The sequence below is a fragment of the Candidatus Eisenbacteria bacterium genome (genome assembly GCA_035712145.1).
Classification (GTDB): domain Bacteria; phylum Eisenbacteria; class RBG-16-71-46; order RBG-16-71-46; family RBG-16-71-46; genus DASTBI01.
The window spans coordinates 17,609-37,405 of the sequence record DASTBI010000018.1 but is presented as its reverse complement, the minus strand read 5'-3'; the positions used below and the strand labels follow the sequence as shown (position 1 = coordinate 37,405).

Sequence of the window (19,797 nt, the reverse complement as noted above, 5' to 3'; positions counted from 1 at the left end):
GGCGGGGGAGAGCCGCCAGTAGCGCCGGACGGCGCCGAACACCAGCGTGAAGAGCACCAGGCCCGCCAGGGCGAAGAGCGCTTCGGTGTAGAGCATGCCCGACGGTCCGTAGCGGGTGTGCGCCCAGCCGTCGATCGACGTCATGTACGCGATCGGCGTATTCGAGAGCGAGGCGAACACGTTGTACTTCGTGGCCGCGGCGCCGGTGCCCATGGCTTCGAGCACGAAGGCCGAGAAGCCGGCATAGGTGAGACCGGTGGCCACCGCGTAGACCAGGGTGAAGACCACGTACGTGGCTTCCACGCGGGGCGCGAGCGCCATGGCGACCGCGCACAGCGCCTGCGCGACGCCGAAGATCGCGTAGGCCCATTGGCGGTTCATGCGGTCGCTGAGGAAGCCACCGAGGATGCATCCGGCGGCCGACGCGATCCCGCCGAGGACGCCGGTGACGAGCGCCACCGTGTTGGCGGACGCGTGCCAGTCGTTCGCCACCGCCGACCACAATCCGGATGCGGCTCCCGATCCGATCGGCAGGAAGCAGAGGAACAGGGCGAGGAAGCCCATTTTCGACCGGGCGACATCCCACAGGTCGCGAACGACGTTGAGCAGATTGCGTCCGAGACTCTCCCCGCGGTGCGCGGACGCGTGCTCGGGCACGAACGACAAGCCCAAGCAGCACAGGAGGCACCCGATGGCGAGGATCGCTCCCGACATCCACGCCGCCGGCAGGTGCTGCGCCAGCCACAGTCCCGCGCCGCCGCCGATGCCGGTGCCGCCCAGGTTGCCCGCCTGGAACCAGCCGCCGGCGCGGCCCTTCTCGTCCGCCGACGTCCCGTACGCCATCAGGCTCTCGACCGCCATCCCGAGGAACGTCACGGCGACATTCGAGATCAGGACCACGGTGGTCAGGACGCGAAGGCCATTGGCCGTGGCCGGCAGCGCCGCCGTCGCCCACAGGCCCACGGCGGTCATCGCGCAGGCGATGAGATACCAGGCCTTCCGGGTCAGCGTGATGTCGGCGATCGGCGCCCACAGGAACTTCCAGGTGTGGGGCAGATAGCTGATGGCGATCAGCGCCGCGATCCGGTCGACGGAGACGCCGGCCTGCGCGAGCAGGTAGCCGATGGAGACCTGGAGGAAGCCACCGAGCACCCCGAACGGCAGGATCAGGACCATGAAGACGACGGGGTGGTGGTGGCGCGTGGACGAAGGTCCCTCGGCCGCCTGGATCGCGTCGCGTTCGATCGGCATGGTCAGCCCTCGAGAAACGCGGCGTGCAGCGCGCGCACGGAGTCTTCGACGCGGTCCGGCGAGACCCGGAACGTGAGTGCCATCGGGCTCGAGCGCAGCGCCGCGATCCGGACACCGGCCTTCTCGAGCGCGCCCTCGGCTTTCGCGGCCTCCCGCGCCGAGAGGCCGAGGCCGATCACGGACACGAACGCCGCGCCGGACTCCACCCGCAGCGTCCACTCGCCGCCCGGACCGCGCAGCCGCTGGAAATCACGCTCGAGCGCTTTGGCGTCCGACGCGCTGCCCACCCAGACCAGCGCCGCATGCGCGTCGGTCTGTTGCTCGTGGGCGATCAGCTCGAGCTCCGGGAAGACGCTCGCCACGGTCTCCAGGATGCCGCGTGCTTCACCGCGTCCTCCGGCATTGCCTTCGGCGACGACGATCGAGCAGTCTTCCCGGTGAGCCACCGCTTCCACGCGAGGTCCTTCCATGTCGCGATCCTCCACGATTCGAGTTCCTGGCTCACCATCGAACGACGAGCGCACGCTGAGCGGCACGCGCTCGCGGGCCGCCAGATCGACGCACCGCGCGTGCAGCACCTTGCCGCCCGAGTGGGCGAGCGCCGAGCACGCGCGATACCCCATCTCCGGGATGACGCGCGCGCCTGGCACCAGCCGCGGATCGGCGGTGTAGACCCCGCTGACGTCGGTGTAGATCTCGCAGACCGCGGGGGCGAGCGCCGCGGCCAGGGCGACCGCCGTGGTGTCCGAGCCGCCGCGGCCCAGGGTGGTGATCTCCTTGGTCTTCGGGTCGACGCCCTGGAATCCGGCGACGATCACCACCCGGCCGCGCTGGAGCTCCGCCCGCAGACGGTCCGGCCGGACCTCGACGATGCGCGCCGCGCTGTGGGGACCCTCGGTGAGGATGCCGCTCTGCGATCCGGTGAAGGAGATCGCCTCGACGCCGAGATCGTGGAGCGCCATGGCCAGCAGCGCCATCGACACACGCTCGCCCGTCGTGAGCAGCATGTCGAGCTCCCGGCGGCTCGGGTGCGCGGAGACCTGCGCCGCCAGACGCAGCAGCTCGTCGGTGGTCTGACCCATCGCCGACACCACGACCGCGAGCTGATCGCCCTCGCGGCGCGCCTCCGCCACGCGCGAGGCGACCGCTCGAATGCGATCGGGATTCGCGACGGACGTGCCGCCGTATTTCTGGACCACCACCGGCATGGGCCGGATTTATAGGGCTTTGGCCGTTCGCGTGCACGGAGGATCGTGGAACCGGGGCCTTTCGGGAGACGAAAGGTCCAGTGTCTTGACGGTCCGCGAAAAGGGCCGATATATTGCCTCGGCCTTGAGCGGAAGTAGCTCAGCCCGGTAGAGCTCCACCTTGCCAAGGTGGTTGTCGCGGGTTCAAATCCCGTCTTCCGCTCCATCTGGGGAGGGCCGGTCACCGCGACCGGCCCTCCGTCGTTCAGGCCATCCCGCCGCGAGCCCGACATGGCGCACGAGCCCCCGTCCTTCGATCTGGAAGCCGTCGAGCGGACGATGGCGGATCTGATCCGCGCGCTCGGGCTCGATCCTGGGGCCGAGCCCGAGCTCGTCGAGACGCCTTCGCGGGTGGCGTCGATGTACGCGGAGATATTGTCGGGCCTCTCGGCGCCGGAGCCCGATCTCGCCACGTTCGAGCGACCCGAGTCTGCCGGCGACGATCTCGTGCTGGTGCGCGACATCCCTTTCTATTCGCTGTGCGTCCACCACTTCGTCCCGTTCTTCGGGCGCGCCACCATCGCCTACCTGCCGGGCGCCAGGCTGATCGGAATCAGCGGGCTGCCGCGCGTGCTCGAGCACTACGCGCGCCGTCCCCAGCTGCAGGAGCGGCTGGGCGCCGAGGTGGCGGAGCATCTGCGCCGCGCGCTGGAGCCACGCGGCGTCGCGGTGATTCTCGCCGCGCGCCATCTGTGCATGGAGATGCGCGGCATCCGCAAACCCGGCCTGGTCGAGACCCGGACGCTCCGCGGCGCGCTCGCCGAGCCCGCCTGGGCGGGGGCGCTGGGAGCGCCGAGGGGGGAGACGGCCGACCCCCATTCACCGCTTCCATGAGCCGCAGGTCCCTTCCGTGACTTCGAAGCTCCCGACGATCACGGTGATCGTGGTCACCCGCGATCGGCCGGCCCTCCTCGCCGATGCCCTGGCGTCGATCGAAGCGCAACGCGTGGCGCCGCTCGAAGTGCGGATCGCCGATGACGGCGACCTCCCGGCGACCGAGGTGGTCGGACGAGCGACCCTGCTCGAAGTCACCGTGATCCCGGTGAACGTCCGCCGCCCGGGCGCCGCGCGCAATCGAGCCGCGGCTTCCGCGCGGGGCGAGGTGCTGGCATTCCTCGACGACGACGATCGCTGGCGACCGCGCCACCTCGAAGGATTGTGCGGAGCCTTCGCCTCCGATCCACGATGCGGCCTGGCTTACCGCGACGCGGTGGTCGTGCGCGAGCGCATCGAACCCGGTGGACGCCGCCTCGACGTGGAGAGCCGCACGATCGCGCGCGACTGGGATCCCGTGGTGATGAGACGGAATGACTTCATTCCGCCGAGCGCTCTGGCGGTGCGGCGATCGTGGTTCGAGCGGCTCGGCGGCTTCGACGAGAGCTTCGCGTTCTCCGAGGACTGGGACTTCCTGCTGCGCGCCGAGCATCTCGGATCGCCGTGCCGCGTTCCGGGCGCGACGGTGGAGATCCGCATGCGTGAGCACGGCCACGCCAGCCAGGACGTGAGTGCTGTGCGGCGCGACTGCCTGGAGCGTCTGGCGGCCCGTCACGGATTCCAGTCGCCCGACATCAAGACGTTCTGGGAGGTCGCTCAGGACCTGACGTTGCCGGGCCGCGCGTCATGATGCCCGAGCTGCTGATCGTGGGCGCCGGACCGTGCGGCGTCTCGGCGGCCCTGTGGGCGCGCTCGCTGGGCCTGTCGCCGCTCATCGTCGAGCGCTCTGCCCGCGCGGGAGGACAGCTCCAGCTCGTGCACTTCGTCCCGGTGAACGTGGCCGGGGCGGACCACGTGCCCGGGACCGCGCTCGCCGAGCGGCTCGCGGTGCAGCTGGCCGAGAACGACATCGAGGTCCGTTACGAGACGCCAATCGTGGCGCTCGAATCGAAGACCGCCGCGATCCGCACCGCGTCGGGAGAGCGGATCGAGGCCGAAGCGATCCTGATGGCGACCGGGGTGCGGCGGCGCCATCTCGATGTGCCGGGTGAGACCGAGCTCGAAGGTCACGGGGTCTCGTACTCGGCGACTCAGGATCGCACTCGATTCGCCGGCGAGGACGTCGCCGTGGTGGGCGGTGGCGACGCGGCGTTCGAGAACGCGCTCATCCTCTCGGCTGTCGGCTGCCACGTGACGTTGATCGTGCGCGGCACGCCGCGAGCGCGGGCGGAGTTCCGCGAGCGGGTCTCGAAGGACGCGCGCATCGAGGTCATGGAGCGCACCAGGGTCGTGGCGATCGAAGGCGATCGCGTGCTGGAGAGGCTGCGTCTCGAGAACGAGCGCGGCGCCTTCCTGCTGCCGGTCGCCGGCATGGTGATCAAGGTGGGGGTGATGCCCAACTCCGAGTGGTGCGCCGGCGGAGTCGAGCGCGACGCCGACGGCTACGTGCTGGTCGACGAGACCTTCGCCACCTCGCACCCGCGCGTGTGGGCCGCGGGAGACGTGACTCGTCCGCCGCTGCTCGGCATCTCGGTCGCGAGCGGCCATGGGGCGCTGGCGGCGGGCGCCATTCGGCTGGCCCTCCGCGGCTGAAGACCAGCCGGATCGGCTCAATTCCTGGCGCCCGTCCGGGGACCAGGCCACGGCGCCGAGATCGCGGAGCCGACCCCAAGCTCGCGAGGCGCCGCAGGATGCAGGGCGTGACGCAACCCGGAGAATCGCGTGGCCTGCACCTTGCCTTACCCGAGGCCGGCCCACAGGGATCAGCTGGGCTTCCCGGCTGGCGGGCACGGACGCCCGCCGCCGGTGACTCTCTCAGGGGCGGACTGCCGGCAGCATGGCGGTCCGCCTCACGTTGCTAGCGTCGGACCGGCACCACGTTCTTGTCGTCGAGGCCGAGCACGTTCACCAGGTCGGATCCCGCCGGCACGATGAACTTGGTCTGGTTCGCGAGCACCGTGTTCAGCACGTCGAGCTTCTTGCTGACCTCGGCGCGCTCCTTGAAGAACTGCTCGGCCGCGTTGGACACCATCTCGATCGCCTTGGCTTCGGCGGTGGCGCGGGTGATGCGCGCTTGCGCGTCGCCCTCCGCGCGCAGGATCTCCGACTGGCGCACGCCCTCCGCCGAGAGGATCGCAGCCTGTTTCACGCCCTCCGCCTCGAGGATGTTGGCGCGCTTGTCGCGCTCGGCCTTCATCTGGCGGGACATGGCTTCGGTGATGTCGGCCGGCGGGTCGATTTTCTGCACCTCGACCCGCGTCACCTTGACGCCCCAGGTTCCCGTGGCCTCGTCGAGCACGGCGCGAAGGTTGGCGTTGATCGTGTCGCGCGCGGTGAGGGTCTCGTCGAGCGACTTGTCGCCGATCAGGTTCCTCAGGTTGGTCTGGGCCAGCGTGGTGGCGGCGTAAGCAAAGTTCTGGACCTCGAAAGTGGCCTTCACTGGATCGCTGATGCGGTAGTAGATCACCGCATCCACTGTGACCGAGACGTTGTCCTTGGTGATCACCTTCTGCGGCTCCACGTTGATGACACGCTCTCGCATGTCCACCTTGACCATGTCCTCGATCATCGGAACCAGGAAGGTCAGTCCCGAATCGGCGGTGGCCCGGTAGCGCCCCAGACGCAGGACCAGTCCCTTCTCGTACTGAGCCACCACCCGCGCGGACCGCGCCAGGGCCACGAGCGCGATCAGCAACAACACGAACATCAGCATCGTTCCCAGCGTGCCGATCATCGATCTCCCCTCACCTGGAGGGTCACGCCCTCCACGCCCGCCACCGTCACGACGCTTCCCGGCTCGAAAGGCCCGGTCGCCCCGGAGGCCGGGACCGCGCGCCACGTCTCATCCTTGACCTTGACTTGACCTGCTTCGTGCTCGGCGATTCGCAAAAGGACGCGCCCCTGCTGACCCACCAGCGCATCTACATTGCTTGCGACTTTCTGAGATCTGACCCGGTCCCGGACCCAGCGACGGCCGAGCGTGATGTAGGCGATGCACAGGAGGCTGGCCGTGACGAAGCCCGCCACAGGGTTGCCGATGACCAGGCCGACGATTCCACCCAGCACGAAGGCCGAGCCGATCAGAACCAGATCGAATCCCGCGAAGCCGCCGAGCAGGACCTCGATGAGGATCATCAGCCCGCCGGCGAGCAGCAGCACCCAATTCCAATTCATCATCGTGATGTGCCCTCCGCGGCTCTGGAACCCCGCCGCGGCGCCAATGTATCAAGGGTGGGGGGACCCGCAAGGCGATTCGGTCGGGTTGCGGATGGCCCGAGAAAGCAGGAATGTTGTAGCCGAAAGGACTTCCCGACGCGGTCGCGCATGGCTTTTGGGCAGCCGCGATCGGTACACACAGGAGTGACCCAGGCCATGCCTCGCCGTATCCGATCGCCGTGGACGCTCGCCACCCTCCTCCTGGTCGCCTCGCTGGCGTCGGCGCCGGCGCACGCGCAGTACTTCGGCCAGAACAAGGTCCAGTACCAGTCCTTCCGCTTCAAGGTGCTGAAGACCGAGCACTTCGACCTCTATTACTACGAAGACGAGCGGCAGATGGCCGAGAAGGCCGGTCTGATGGCGGAGCGCTGGTACGCCCGGCTCTCACGCGCGCTCGCCCATGATCTGCGCGGGCGGCAGCCGCTCATCGTCTACGCCAGTCACCCGCACTTCGAACAGACCAACGCCATTCCCGGTGAGCTCGACGAGTCGACCGGCGGCGTCACCGAGAGCTTCAAGCGCCGCATCGTGCTTCCGCTCAGCGCCTCGCTGGCGGAAGTGGATCACGTCATCGGCCACGAGCTGGTGCACGCCTTTCAGTACGACCTCAAGAGCCGGGTCGAGTCGAACATGGTGGACCCGGGGATGACGATGCCGCTGTGGTTCATCGAAGGCATGGCGGAATACCTCTCGATCGGACCACGCGACCCGAACACCGCGATGTGGCTGCGTGACGCGGCGCTCGACAACAAGCTTCCCACGATCTCGAAGCTCGATCAGTCCCGCTACTTCCCGTACCGCTTCGGCCAGGCGCTGTGGGCGTTCGTGGCCTCTCGTTACGGCGAAGATCGCGTGGGAGAGATCTTCAAAGCCGCCGGCGGGCGAGGCGTCACCGTCGAGCGGGCTTTCGAGGCGGTGCTCGGCATTCCCGCGGATTCGCTCTCGCGCGAGTGGATTCGCTCCACCAAGTCATGGGCCCGCGGCCAGGACGGAGGCTCTGCCCAGCCGGGTGGATTCACGTCCGCTCAGGGCACGGGAACGATCGGCCGTGCCGATTCCACTCGAGGCTCGGGAACCGTGGGCCGGGTGCTGCTCGGTCCTTCGGGCGAGCGCGGGCGGCTCAATGTCTCACCCGCGCTGAGTCCCGACGGCTCCAAGGTGGCGTTTCTGTCGGAGCGCGGACTCTTCTCGATCGAGCTCTTCGTCGCCGACGCTTCGACGGGAAAGGTCCTGCGCAGCCTGACCAAAGCGGCGGTGGACCCGCACCTGCAGAGCCTTCAGTTCATCCACTCGGCGGGTGCATGGAGCCCCGACGGCTCACGGATCGCGGTGGCCGCGGTGACCAACGGGGAGCCGACGCTGCGGATCCTGAACGCCAGCTCGGGGAGGCTGGTCAAGCAGGTCCGCTTCGGCGAGATGGGCGAGATCTATCACCCCACGTGGTCTCCGGACGGCAAGCAGATCGCGTTCTCGGGCTTGGTCGGAGGGGCGAGCGATCTGTTCATCGTCGAGTTGGCCAATGGCCGTCACCACCGCCTGACCCAGGATCTCTATTCCGACTTGCAGCCCGCATGGTCGCCGGACGGCAAGACCATCGCGTTCGCTTCGGATCGCTTCTCCACGGACCTCGTGGCGCTGAAGTACGGCGGCCTCCAGCTGGTGAAGCTGGACGTTGCGTCCAGGGTCATCACGCCCGTGTCCGGCGGCGACCAAGGCAAGAACATCAACCCGCAGTGGTCGAGTGACGGCGCGAGCCTCTACTTCGTCTCCGACCGCACCGGAATCTCCAACGTCTATCGGCTGTCGCTCGGATCGGGCGAGGTGACCGCGGTCACCGATGTTCGCACCGGCGTCAGCGGGATCACCAAGCTGAGCCCCGCCTTCTCGGTGGCGCGCCGCGCGGAGCGCGCGGTGTTCAGCGTCTACGAGAAGGGCGGCTATCGCATCCACGCGCTCGACGCCGCCTCGCTGACGGGAACGCCCCCGCCGGCGTCGTCGCCGCGCGCCGACTTCCTGCCGCCGGCGATCAGCGATGCCGGCGTCACCGCCACCTCGGTGGACTCGCTGGCCGACAGCACCGCGTTCAAGCGCAACCGCTATCGCGCCGGCCTCAGTCTCGATTCCATCGGGCAGGTCGGGGTCGGCGTGGCCGCGGGCGGCAACGGCGGCGTGGCCATTGCCGGCGGGAGCGCGCTCTTCTGGAGCGACATGCTGGGCGACCACAACCTCGGCACGCAGTTCCAGCTCAGCACCGCGCAGGGCGGCTTCGGGCGCAACCTGGCCGCGGTGGTGGCCTACCAGAATCTCAAGAACCGCTGGAACTGGATGGTGACCGCCGGCCAGATCCCGTCCTTCTGGCGAAGCTTCGAGACCGAAGAAGTCGGCAACATCGGGATCGCCCGTGACAATCGCTTCTGGGAGATCGAGCGCCAGGCTCACGGCGTGATCGCCTATCCGTTCAACCGCGCCCAGCGGATCGAATTGGGCTTCGGCTATCGCAACATCGACTTCCAGAGCGAGGTCCAGACGCAGACCTTCGATCTCACGACCGGCGAGATGGTGAGCGACATCACGAGGCCTGGTCCGGACGACAGCATCCCCTCGCTCAACCTGATGGAAGGTCTCGCGGCGGTGGTCTACGACAACTCCATCTTCGGCGGCACCGGGCCGATCATGGGCCAGCGTTACCGCTTCGAAGTGGCGCCGGTGGCCGGCGATCTTCGCTACATGGGCGTCCTGGGGGACTACCGGCGCTACTTCAAGCTGGTGGGCCCGTTCACGCTCGCGGGTCGCGGCGTCCACATGGGCCGCTACGGCCCCGACTCCGACACGCCGCGGCTGTCTCCGCTCTACCTCGGGTATCCATGGCTGGTGCGTGGCTACGATGCATCCTCGTTCACGATGGAGGAGTGCGGAGGCGGCCCCGACTGTCCCGCATACGACCGCCTGTTCGGCAGCCGGCTGGCGCTCGGCAACGTGGAGCTCCGCATGCCGTTGTTCGGAGCGCTCGGCGTCGTGCGCTCGCCGATGGTTCCGCCGGTCGAGCTGGCGGCGTTCTACGACGCCGGCGTCGCATGGTACGAGGCCGTGAAGCCCGAGTTCCTCGGAGGTCCGCGCAGCGGGGTCTCGAGCTACGGCGGCGCGTTCCGGGTGAATCTGCTCGGCTTCGCCGTGGCCGAGATCTCCTACGTCCAGCCGCAGAACCGCCCCATCAAGGGCGCCTACTGGCTGTTCGCGCTCCAACCCGGCTTCTAGGCTCCCTGGCTCTCCGCTAAAGCCCTGTGACATAGCCGCCGAAAACCACGACAGGCGGTGGGTGTCGCGACCCCGTGGCAGGGGGCGAGCGGCCCATGGCTGTCCATCGGGGGCCAGCTCCATGTCCCGTTTCGATCTCCGCGATGTCTCCGAGCGGCTGACCAAGTCGCGCAGCGTCGAGTCGGTCATCTCCGAGTTCCTTCGCTCGCTGCACTCCATGCGCTCGGACTGGTATTCGACGCTCGCCTTCTACGAAGTGAGCCAGGACGCGCTGGTGGACGTCTACGAGCTCGACCAGAACCGTCTGGTGCGCCGCAACATCGTCGTTCCGGTCGAGAGCCTTCCGCACACGCTGGTCCGCAAGGTCTTTCACTCCACCATGCCGATCCAGCAGAACGGCCGCGAGACGGTGTTCTCGCCGGGCGGCGCCACCGCCCACTACACGCCGTCGCGGAGCGAAGCCAGCGACCTGATGGCGCTCACCGTGCTCACCGAATGGGAATCGTGCATCTGCATGCCGCTCGCCTATCAGGACGACCTGATCGCCATCCTGGTCATCTCGAGCGCCAAGAAGAATGCGTTCGCGGGCAAGGCGCTCGGCGAGCTCATCCCCCTGAAGAGCATCGCCACGGTTGCGCTGGCGCAGAACCTCTACCGCACGCATCGCAAGCCGCCGCAGCCGCGCGAGGCGGCGCCCGAGCCCATCGCCGGCCCGCCTTCGAGCGAGGTCGACGAGCGGAGCCAGCAATCGGCGCAGCTCGACCGCGAGAGCCAGGATCGCACCGCCCAGATCGAAGCGCTGCTCGGGCAGATCGAGACTCTGGACCGCAGCTCGTCGAGCTACAAGGAAGAGCTCGAGCGCGTGAAGGTCGCGGTTTCCGCCATGGAGGAGAGCTCGGAGTCGGCGGTCGAGATCCTGACCGAGACCTATCAGCAGCTCCAGACCACGCAGTGGACGCTCGAGGAGCTGCAGGCCACGGTGGATACGATGAAGGAGGTGTTCCAGCTCCTCTCCGAGGAAGTGTCGCGCGACTTCCTGCCCGAGGTCATGGTGGAGTGGTTCTGCGCGCATCAGGAAGTCGCTCGCTGCAGCCTGCTGGTGCCCGACGAAGCCGGCTCCACACTCCAGGTCGCCGCGCATCGCGGGATCGATCCTTCGGTCGCGGGGCGAGTGCGCGTCCGCGTGGGCCAAGGGGTGGCGGGCTGGGTGGCGGCGCATCGCAAGCCGCTGTACGTGCGAGTGAGCGAGGACGCCAAGTCGCTGGGACGCTCTCCGGACGGCACCTACAATTCGGATTCGTTCATCGTCGTGCCGCTCGTCCACAACGGCCAGATGCACGGCGTGCTGAGCCTCAGCAATCGCACCGACGGGCAGGGATTCACTCAGGGAGACCTGGATCGCACGATGCTCGCCGCCTCGGCCTTCGCCGTCGCCTTCGGCGGGCAGCAGCTCGCGCGTCAGGCCGCGACCTGGGCCTGAGCCTCAGCGATAGGTCATCACCGCGGTTGCCTTGAACGTGGCATGCACCGCGCGGCCGGGCGCGAGGCTCATGGATTCGGCCGCCGAGCGCGAGATCTCGGCCACCAGAGGCGGACGAGAGCCAATCACCACGCGCACCCGCTCGCCGTGGGGCGGCTCGGGGACGATCTCCTCGATCGGACCGTGGAAGAGGTTGCGCGCGCTCCCGCTCGGCGCCTCGAGATGGAGCGTGACGTCGCGCGGGCCCACCGCCGCGAACACCTCGTCGTCACCGCCCGGATCCACCACGGACAGCGTGGAGTCGCCGGTCCGCACCTCGACGAGACCCGAGCCGTCCCGGGCGCCCGGCATTCCTCGGAACAGGTTGACGCCCACGAACTCGGCGACGTAGTTCGTCTTGGGATGTCGCAGCAGGTCGTCCCGCGTCCCATCCTGCGTGGCGCGTCCTTGCTCGATCACCAGGATGCGATCGCCGAGCGCCAAGGCTTCCAGGGGGGCATGGGTCACGTAGACCGTCGCGCAGCGAAGCTCCGAGAGCAGCCGCCGCAGCTCGCCGCGCAGCGCCCGCCGGTTCTGGACGTCCAACGCCGAGAGCGGCTCGTCGAGCAACAGGACCTGGGGCTCGAGCGCCAGCGCACGGGCGAGCGCGACGCGCTGCCGCTGGCCGCCCGAGAGATGATGCGGCCGGCGCGGCGAGAGCGCGCCGATCTCGAGCCGATCGAGCGCGGCCTGGGCCCGTGATCGCACCGATTCACGGGGCAGATCCTGACGGCGCAGTCCGAAGGCCACGTTCTCGAACACGTCGAGGTGGGGAAAGAGCACGTAGTCCTGCGGCACGTAGCCGATTCCTCGCTGCCAGGCCGGCCGCGAGGTGCCGCGCTCTCCGCCGAACCAGGTGTCGCCGTCGACCGTGATCGCGCCGCGATCGGGCTGGTCCAGCCCGGCCAGCAGTCTCAGCACGGTGGTCTTCCCGGCGCCGCTCTCGCCGACCAGGGCCAGCGTGGCGCCACGTGCCACCTCCAGCGTGAGCTGGAGACGGAAATCCCCGAAGCTCCTATCCAGCTCGGCGCGCAGCACTCGCTCTCCCGAAAGCGCCTACCGGCGACAACCGTAGCCCGAGCAGCACCACGAACGAGACCATCAGCAGCAGGACCGCCAGCGTCACCGCCGATTCCAGGTCGCTCTGCAACGCGGTGTACACGGCCAGCGGCAGCGTGCGCGTCACGCCCGGCAGGTTGCCGGCGAAGGTGATGGTGGCCCCGAACTCGCCGAGCGCCCGCGCCCAGGCCATCACCGCGCCGGTCAGGATCGAGGGCAGGCTGAGCGGCAGCATCACCCGCAGGAACGTGGCCGCCGGTGATGCGCGCAGAGTGGCCGCCAGCTCCACGTAGCGCGGCTCGACCTCCCGAAGTCCGGCCACCACGGTCGAGACGAAGAACGGCGCCGCGACGAACGTCTGGGCAAGCACCACGGCGATCGTGGTGAAGGGGATGGCGAGCCCGAAGCCGGCCAGCGCACCGCCCAGGAGGCCGGCGCGGCCGAAGGCGAACAGCAGCCCCGCGCCGGCCACCGTGGGTGGAAGGACCATCGGCAGGTCCACGAGCGCCTCGATCCAGGCTCGTCCGCGGAGCCGGCGCGCGGTGAGGACGTAGGCCAGCGGCAGTCCGAGCAGCATCACGAATGCCGTCGAGGCAAGACTGGTGAGCAGGGAGAGCCGGAGGGCCTCGATCACGACCGGCTCCGCGACGCGGGAGAGAAGCGTCGCGGGAGAGATGCGCAGCACCAGCGCGAGCGGCGGCAGCGCGAGGAAGGCGACGAGGAGCCCCGCCGCGAGCAGGGCCGCCGAGCGGAGCGTCACACCGAGGAGTCCCTTCGCCCGGCGCATGGGGCCACAAGCTACCCCAGTGGGTCACCGTGCGCTATGCTCCCGCCGTTCCAGCTCGACCCCCGCGTTCTGGAGATCCCCATGTCCACGCACCTCGCGCGAATCGCGACGTTGCTCCTGCTGTCTGCCGCCACGTCCGCCCCGGCATGGGCCGGGCCCGCGCCTTCCCCGGAGCCTTCGTCCCTCTATCTCGAATGGCTGTCGGGATGGATGCCGATGGCCGAGCCACGGGCCGAGCACTTCCGCATCGGGCTCGATCCAGAGACCGGCGAGTGGGGCCGCGCTCCGGTCGAGCAGGCACTCCAGGCGTCCGGAATCACCCCCCGGCCGCTGGTCATCCATCACAGCAATGGCATGCTCGAGGTGATCCTGGAGCCCGGCATCGTCGAATACGTCGTCGCCCGGATCGGTCCGGACGGCCGCCCGGTGCTCGGCTGCCAGCCGAGCGGAACGCATGCACCCGGCCCGGCCGTCTCCTCGGGACCTCCTGACCGATGAGGGCCATGCGCCGCGGGTCCTGGCTGCTTCCGGCCTGCATGCTCTCCGTCGTCCTTTCCGCGGCGGTGGAGGCGGCGACCATCACCATCGTCAACATGGACAGTGGCGGCGAGGGCTTCAACGACCCGATGCCGGCCGCTCCCGTCGGCGGCAACCCGGGGACGACCATCGGGACCCAGCGGCTCTACGTGTTCCAGCACGCGGCCAACCTCTGGGGCAGCATCCTCCCGAGCGCGATCGAGATCCGGGTTTCGGCGTCCTTCAACCCGCTGAGCTGCAGTCCGACCTCGGGTGTGCTGGGCAGCACGACGACCTCGGGCTTCTTCGCCAACGACCCGAGCTTTCCCCACCAGGAGACGTTCTACAACCAGGCGCTGGCCAACAAGCTCGCAGGGACCGACCTCAGCTCGCTCAACGACATGACCATCCAGTTCAACAGCGACGTCGACAACGCCACCTGCCTCGGTTCCTCGGACTGGTACTACGGCGTCGACGGCAACGAAGGGACGGACATCGAGCTGCTCCCGGTGGTCCTCCACGAGCTCGGGCACGGCCTGGGATTCACCTCGCAGGTGAATAGCAACGGAACCTTCACCGGCGGATTGCCCAGCATCTATTCCCGGTTCCTGCTCGACAACTCGAATGGCCTGCGCTGGCACCTGATGACCAACGGCCAGCGCGCCGCCTCCTACACCAACACCGGCAACGTGGTCTGGGACGGAGCGGCCATGAATGCGCAGACCCCGGTCTATCTCCAGAAGCAGCGTCTGGTCACCGTCGTCTCGCCGGCGCCGATCGCCGGCGACTACCGCGCCGGGGTGGCCAGCTTCGGGGCCGATGTCAGCAATCCCGTGGTGACGGCGCCGGTGGCCTACGCCGATGACACCGTGCCGGACCTCAACACGCACAACGGATGCTCGGCGATCCTCAACGTCTCCGGCAAGATCGCGCTGATCGACCGGGGGGCCTGCACGTTCGTGACCAAGGCGCTCAACGCTCAGGAGGCTGGGGCGGTCGGTGCCATCATCGCCGACACGATCTCGACCCCGCTCGCTCTCGATCTCGGAGGCAGCGATCCGACGATCACGATCCCGGTGGTCGGGATCACCATGGCCGACGCCAACCTCATCAGGGGCCAGCTCGGGTCCGGGGTCACCGCCACGATCGGCGGCCAGCATCCCGTCTGGCTGGCCGGCGCGGACGAGGCGGGGCACACCCGGATCTATGCGCCCAACCCGGTTGAGGCGGGCTCGTCGATCTCGCATTTCGACCGTTCGGCCGCGCCGAACCTGTTGATGGAGCCGTCGATCACCGCCAGCCTCACCTCGCAGATCGACCTCACGAGGCACGCCTTCCGCGACCTCGGCTGGTTCACCGGGTCGACGATCACCGGGGTGCCCGAAGCGGCCTCCGGCAAGCTTCGGCTGGGCAGCGCTCCCAATCCTTTCGACGGAGCGACGACCATCGCCTTCCGCATCGAAAAGCCTGGTCCGGTCGAGCTCGACGTCTACGGGGTGGATGGCCGGCGCGTTCGCCGGCTGGCCGGCTGGCCGCTACCGGTGGGGTCCCACGCGTTCACGTGGAGCGGCCTCGACGACGAGGGTCGCGAGGCGCCTCCCGGGGTCTACCTGGTGCGGCTCCGGGGGCCAGACGGCGTCTGGTCGGGACGCGTCGTGCGCGTCCGCTGAGCGATCCGGCGGGCGAAAATCAAAGTCGTCGTTTACTTCGGTGTGCGGCACGGATAGGATTTGTCGGTCCTTCCGCTCCCCCGCGGATCGCCGCCTCTCCAAGTGACCATGACCCGCCGCACGCCGCCCGCTGTAGCATTCGTACGGCTTCTTCCTGCCGTCCTCTCCCTCGCCGCCGCCCCTTCCTGGGCCGGGCCCGAAACCACCGGACAGTGGTCGACCGTCTATTCGTGGCCACAGGTCGCGATCCATCTGAGCCTGATGCCCGATGGGCGGGTCATGAGCTTCGCCGACGACGACAATCCCAACTACAACGTCAATGGCGCGCGGCTGGGGGGCAGCACGAAGACCTACGTCGTCGACATCCCGACCAACGGGGCTCCCTCCGCATCGACGTTCATTCCCAATGACCGCAGCAACATGTTCTGCGCCGGCCACAGCTTCACCATCGATGGCCGGCTGTTCGTGATCGGCGGCCACCTCGGGAAGGACGGCTGGGGCGAGCCGCGCACCGAGTTCTTCGACTACCGCTTCCCGACGCTCTGGACGCCCGGTCCCGACATGTTCCAGGGCCGCTGGTATCCGTCGGCATGCGTGCTCGGCAACGGTGACGTGCTCGCGCTGTCGGGCACCATGGACTCGACCGTGGTCAATGCCAGCATCCCCGAGGTCTATTCGCCGGCGGGTGCCGGAAGCTGGCGGCAGCTCACGGGCGCGGTTCGGTCACTGCCGTACTACCCGTTCACGTTCCTGGCACCCGATGGTCGGGTGTTCGTCGCCGGTCCGCACGTGGACACGCGCTTCCTCAGCGTCACCGGGAATGGGTCCTGGTCGTCGGCCCGGAACCACGTGCTCAACGTGACGCGCGGCTATGGCAGCGCGGTGCAGTACGCGGACGGGAAGATCCTGGTGGCCGGCGGCGCCGACCCTCCGACCAGCTCGTGCGAGATCATCAATCTCAATGACGCGACGCCGACGTGGCGAACGACGCGGCCGATGAACTTCGCGCGCCGTCAGTTGAACCTCACCATGCTTCCGGACGGCTCGGTGCTGGCCTCGGGAGGAAGCAGTGGCGCGGGGTTCAACAACAACACCGGCGCCGTGCTGACGCCGGAGATCTGGACGCCATGGGACACGGTGTGGACGCCGATGGCGAACATGGCCGTCAGCCGCCTCTACCATTCGACGTCCCTTCTGCTTCCCGACGGCCGCGTGTTGTCGGCGGGTGGCGGCAGACCCAAGGCCACGAACGGAGGCGGCGACCAGCTCAACTGCGAGATCTTCTCCCCGCCGTATCTCTTCAAGGGGGCTCGGCCCACTATCACCTCGGCGCCCGCCGTGGGGCATTACGGCGTGCCCTTCGCGATCGTCACGCCGAACGCCTCCGAAATCAGCCAGGTGACGATGATCCGGCTCAACAGCGCCACGCATGCGTTCAATCAGGGCCAGCGCTTCGTCCGCCTCACGCCCACGATCGGTCCGGGCACCGTGACCGTGACGCCGCCCGCCAATCCCAATCTCGCGCCGCCGGGTTTCTACATGCTGTTCATTCTGAACGGCAACGGCGTCCCCTCGCTGGCCAGGATGATCCAGATCATTCCGAGCGGACCGGTCGGGGTCGGCGAGGAGCCCGATGATGGCCTGCTCGACTTCATGGCTCTGCGCTCGCCGAACCCCATGCACGGCGGGACCGCGAAGATCGCGTTCGCGCTGTCCCGCAGCGAAGTCGGCCGCGTCGAGGTGCTGGACGTCACCGGCCGGCGGGTCAAGCTGGTGATCGACGGCTTCTTCGACGCGGGGCGGGAGCAAGTGGTGACCTGGGACGGCACCGACGAGCACGGGCAGCGCGTCAAGAGCGGCCTCTACTGGTATCGGCTGTGGACACCGAGCGTCACGCGCACCGGGAAGCTCGCCCTGATCTCCTATTGACCACCAAGGCTCCTCCGCGAATCCCGTGAAGCTCTCTCGACGACGTCTCCTCTGGATCGCTGCGCTGATCGTCGCACCTCGGACGGTCCCGGTCCTCGCGCACCCCACCGACCTTTCGCCCGGTCCTCCAAAGACCTATTCCGCCGCCGTTCTGCGGATCCGCGAGACGATGCGGGGGATCGAGGAGGCCCGCCAGAAGGGCGACCTGGCCGATGCCGGCGTCCACGCCGGCGAGCTGGCGGACCTGGCGCGGCTGATTCCTGCACTGTCGGTGAGCGTGACGAGCGCACTCCAGGATTCGGCCGTGGGTCGCATCATGCTCGGCGGCGCGCGCATTGGCGCCGCGGCTCTGGAGGCGCAGCAGGCCGCCGGTCAGGGCGACCCCGAGGGCCTCGCGCGACAGGCTTCCCACTTCCCGGCATTGCTCGCCGAGCTCGACGCCTACGTGCCGAAGCAGTACGTGTGCCCCATGCATTGCGAGGTCGGAAAGACCTACGGCCGGCCCGGCAGCTGCCCTTTGTGCGGCATGCATCTGCAGATGATCACGACCGATCGCTACAGCGTCGAGGTGACGCCGTCACGGACGCCGATCAAGGCGCGCTCGAAGGTGAATCTCGACTTCCAGATCAAGGACCCGGCGGGCTTCGATGCCACGAAGCTCCAGGTCGTGCACGAGAAGCTCCTGCATCTCATGATCGTCTCCTCGGATCTCTCGTACTTCGACCACGTGCATCCCGTGCCGGGGAATGACGGACGCTTCACCCTCCGTCATGCGTTTCCGTCAGGCGGCCGCTACTCGCTGTTTCACGACTTCACTCCCGACAGCGTCGGCATGCAGGTGGTCTCGGTCGAGCTGGCCGTGGAAGGGGCCGAGCGACCGCGCGCGACGCTCACCGTCGACGACGATCAGACGAAGCGTGTGGACGGATACGACGTCATGCTGTCCCACACGCCGCTTCTTCCGGCCACCGACTGCACGATGACGTTCACCCTCCGGCGCGGCGGCAAGCCGGTCACCGACCTCGAGCCGTTTCTCGGCGCGATGGGACACCTGGTCATGATCAGCGAGGACCGCGCCTCGTTCGTGCACAGCCATCCGCGCGAACCGACGCCGGTCATGGGTCCGAGCGTCGCCTTCAACACGCGCTTCGAGCGTACCGGGCTCTACAAGGCGTGGGGCCAGTTCCAGCGTCGCGGCCGCGTGATCACCGTGCCGTTCGTCGTCCGCGTCTCGACCGATGGTCGTGGCGGCAACGAGCCGATCGGCGCCACGATCCTGCAGCGCTAGCGTCTCAACGACGCGGTCGCGCGAAGGCGCTGTCCCACGGCGCCAGTGCTCGCTTGGGCGCGAGATCCATGTCCACCAGGCCCAGGGTGGCGAAGAGCGGCAGGATCGTGCCGGGCGGGAAGTACGCCGGATCCAGGTCGGTGAAGGTGAGCTGGAACACGGCCACCGCCGACGCCTGGTCGAGCAGCTGCATGTGCCGGCGGATGTAGCGGGCCTGCTCCTCTTGCGAGGTCACGACCGGCCCCACGGAGACCGAGGCCCATCCACCTTCCACCACCAGCTTCGGCAGCGGAGTGATCCGCGAGTAGTAATCGAGAGGAATCTGCTCGGGGTCGTCGAACCCGCCGAGGTAGGGGTAGGACGAGAGGCCGATCGCCTGCACGAATGGAAAGTCGGCGAGATCGGTGGCGATGCCGACGAAGCTTCCGCCCCCTGAGAGCCGGCCCCACGCGGTCTCGACCTGCACGCTGACGCCGAGCTGCACCGCCGCATCGAGAGCGCGAATGTCGGCAGCCGCCCCATTGGCGGCCTGCACGACGGCCGAATAGATCGTGGGCGACGCCGCGGCGCGGATCAGGTTGGTCTCGGCGGCGAGCAGGAGGGTGGTCGGACGAAGGATGGTGTCGACCGCCACCGCGTAGCCTCTCAGGATTTGCTGCACCGCGGGCTCGGCGAGGCTCCGACCCGCGGCGACCAGCGCCGGAGATTCGGCGCTGCGATCGAGACCGTTGGTGACGTCCAGGGTCACCACCACGATCAGGCCCTTGGCGCGGTAGTAGTCGACGAGAGGCTTGTGAACCAGGAGCACGGCCGAGTCGATCGGCGCCCCTTTGAGCAGCGTGTCCCACGGCGGCTCGAAATGAAGGATTGCCGCGTCGGCTCGCCGCGTCCACAGATCGAGCGCCGCGAGCGCCTGACCCAGATCGGGGCGGGCCGGAATGGCGGAGAAGCCCATGCGGTACGAGCGCGCGGGTCGTGGGGGCGAGGTGGGGTGCTTGACCTTGCCGCCGCAGGACAGCAGCGGGCCGAGCAAGGCGAGGCCGAGAGCAGCCAGGAATAGAAGCCGATTGCGCACGTATTTGTTTTCGGCAGCGAGGAGCCTGGAAACCATTCCGGGTTCCGACTCG

16 protein-coding genes and 1 tRNA gene are annotated in these 19,797 nt (G+C 68.5%); 10 read left to right on the top strand and 7 right to left on the bottom strand.

Annotation, left to right across the window (positions count from 1 at the left end; translation table 11 throughout):
• Together VFQ05_00870 and VFQ05_00865 are read right to left on the bottom strand one after the other, a co-directional pair.
• A partial coding sequence (locus VFQ05_00870) for an MFS transporter (GenBank protein HET9325304.1) occupies positions 1–1,251 on the bottom strand: 1,251 nt, incomplete at its 3' end.
• A 2-nt stretch (positions 1,252–1,253) separates the two neighbouring features.
• On the bottom strand, positions 1,254–2,459 hold the full coding sequence (locus VFQ05_00865) for an aspartate kinase (GenBank protein ID HET9325303.1): 1,206 nt from the start codon (positions 2,457–2,459) through the stop codon (positions 1,254–1,256).
• A gap of 128 nt (positions 2,460–2,587) precedes the next feature.
• Here VFQ05_00865 and VFQ05_00860 point away from each other — a divergent pair.
• From VFQ05_00860 to VFQ05_00845, 4 genes are all read left to right on the top strand, one after another.
• Positions 2,588–2,664, top strand: a tRNA-Gly gene (locus VFQ05_00860).
• A 65-nt stretch (positions 2,665–2,729) separates the two neighbouring features.
• Positions 2,730–3,332 (top strand): GTP cyclohydrolase I, encoded by a 603-nt coding sequence (gene folE / locus VFQ05_00855; GenBank protein HET9325302.1) that lies wholly within the window; start codon positions 2,730–2,732, stop codon positions 3,330–3,332.
• A 16-nt stretch (positions 3,333–3,348) separates the two neighbouring features.
• Positions 3,349–4,122 carry a glycosyltransferase gene (locus VFQ05_00850; protein ID HET9325301.1) on the top strand — a complete coding sequence of 258 codons (774 nt, stop codon included), beginning with the start codon at positions 3,349–3,351 and terminating at the stop codon, positions 4,120–4,122.
• Positions 4,119–5,024, top strand: coding sequence for an NAD(P)/FAD-dependent oxidoreductase (locus tag VFQ05_00845; protein HET9325300.1), 906 nt, complete (start codon positions 4,119–4,121; stop codon positions 5,022–5,024). Before VFQ05_00850 ends, VFQ05_00845 begins: the two co-directional genes overlap by 4 nt.
• A 265-nt stretch (positions 5,025–5,289) precedes the next feature.
• On the opposite strand, the gene VFQ05_00840 is transcribed toward VFQ05_00845, so the two are convergent.
• Positions 5,290–6,165: an SPFH domain-containing protein gene (locus VFQ05_00840; GenBank protein HET9325299.1), complete on the bottom strand. Its 876-nt coding sequence runs from the start codon at positions 6,163–6,165 to the stop codon at positions 5,290–5,292.
• Positions 6,162–6,608 (bottom strand): NfeD family protein, encoded by a 447-nt coding sequence (locus VFQ05_00835; GenBank protein HET9325298.1) that lies wholly within the window; start codon positions 6,606–6,608, stop codon positions 6,162–6,164. The genes VFQ05_00840 and VFQ05_00835 overlap by 4 nt, the downstream gene beginning before the upstream one ends.
• Positions 6,609–6,803: 195 nt before the next feature.
• Here VFQ05_00835 and VFQ05_00830 point away from each other — a divergent pair, with 195 nt between their 5' ends.
• Together VFQ05_00830 and VFQ05_00825 are read left to right on the top strand one after the other, a co-directional pair.
• Positions 6,804–9,902, top strand: coding sequence for a BamA/TamA family outer membrane protein (locus VFQ05_00830; protein ID HET9325297.1), 3,099 nt, complete (start codon positions 6,804–6,806; stop codon positions 9,900–9,902).
• Positions 9,903–10,023: 121 nt separating this feature from the next.
• On the top strand, positions 10,024–11,382 hold the full coding sequence (locus tag VFQ05_00825; protein ID HET9325296.1) for a GAF domain-containing protein: 1,359 nt from the start codon (positions 10,024–10,026) through the stop codon (positions 11,380–11,382).
• A gap of 3 nt (positions 11,383–11,385) precedes the next feature.
• Here VFQ05_00825 and VFQ05_00820 read toward each other — a convergent pair whose 3' ends face one another.
• Both VFQ05_00820 and VFQ05_00815 read right to left on the bottom strand, forming a co-directional pair.
• The gene (locus tag VFQ05_00820) at positions 11,386–12,459 is read right to left on the bottom strand and encodes an ABC transporter ATP-binding protein (GenBank protein ID HET9325295.1); all 1,074 of its coding nucleotides are present in this window, start codon (positions 12,457–12,459) and stop codon (positions 11,386–11,388) included.
• Entirely contained in the window at positions 12,437–13,267 is an 831-nt protein-coding gene (locus VFQ05_00815; protein ID HET9325294.1) for an ABC transporter permease, read from the bottom strand. Before VFQ05_00815 ends, VFQ05_00820 begins: the two co-directional genes overlap by 23 nt.
• An 81-nt stretch (positions 13,268–13,348) precedes the next feature.
• Between VFQ05_00815 and VFQ05_00810 the strand changes: the two genes are divergently transcribed.
• The 4 genes from VFQ05_00810 (at position 13,349) to VFQ05_00795 (ending at position 18,670) form a co-directional block, all read left to right on the top strand.
• Positions 13,349–13,765 (top strand): hypothetical protein, encoded by a 417-nt coding sequence (locus VFQ05_00810; GenBank protein ID HET9325293.1) that lies wholly within the window; start codon positions 13,349–13,351, stop codon positions 13,763–13,765.
• 5 nt (positions 13,766–13,770) lie between these two features.
• The gene (locus VFQ05_00805; protein ID HET9325292.1) at positions 13,771–15,453 is read left to right on the top strand and encodes a PA domain-containing protein; all 1,683 of its coding nucleotides are present in this window, start codon (positions 13,771–13,773) and stop codon (positions 15,451–15,453) included.
• A 279-nt stretch (positions 15,454–15,732) separates the two neighbouring features.
• Positions 15,733–17,382 (top strand): galactose oxidase-like domain-containing protein, encoded by a 1,650-nt coding sequence (locus VFQ05_00800; GenBank protein HET9325291.1) that lies wholly within the window; start codon positions 15,733–15,735, stop codon positions 17,380–17,382.
• A 25-nt stretch (positions 17,383–17,407) separates the two neighbouring features.
• Positions 17,408–18,670, top strand: a complete 1,263-nt coding sequence (locus VFQ05_00795) for a heavy metal-binding domain-containing protein (protein ID HET9325290.1) — start codon at positions 17,408–17,410, stop codon at positions 18,668–18,670.
• A gap of 4 nt (positions 18,671–18,674) precedes the next feature.
• Here the strand turns inward: VFQ05_00795 and VFQ05_00790 are convergent, their stop codons facing one another.
• Entirely contained in the window at positions 18,675–19,781 is a 1,107-nt protein-coding gene (locus tag VFQ05_00790) for a hypothetical protein (GenBank protein ID HET9325289.1), read from the bottom strand.
• Positions 19,782–19,797 lie beyond the last annotated feature (16 nt).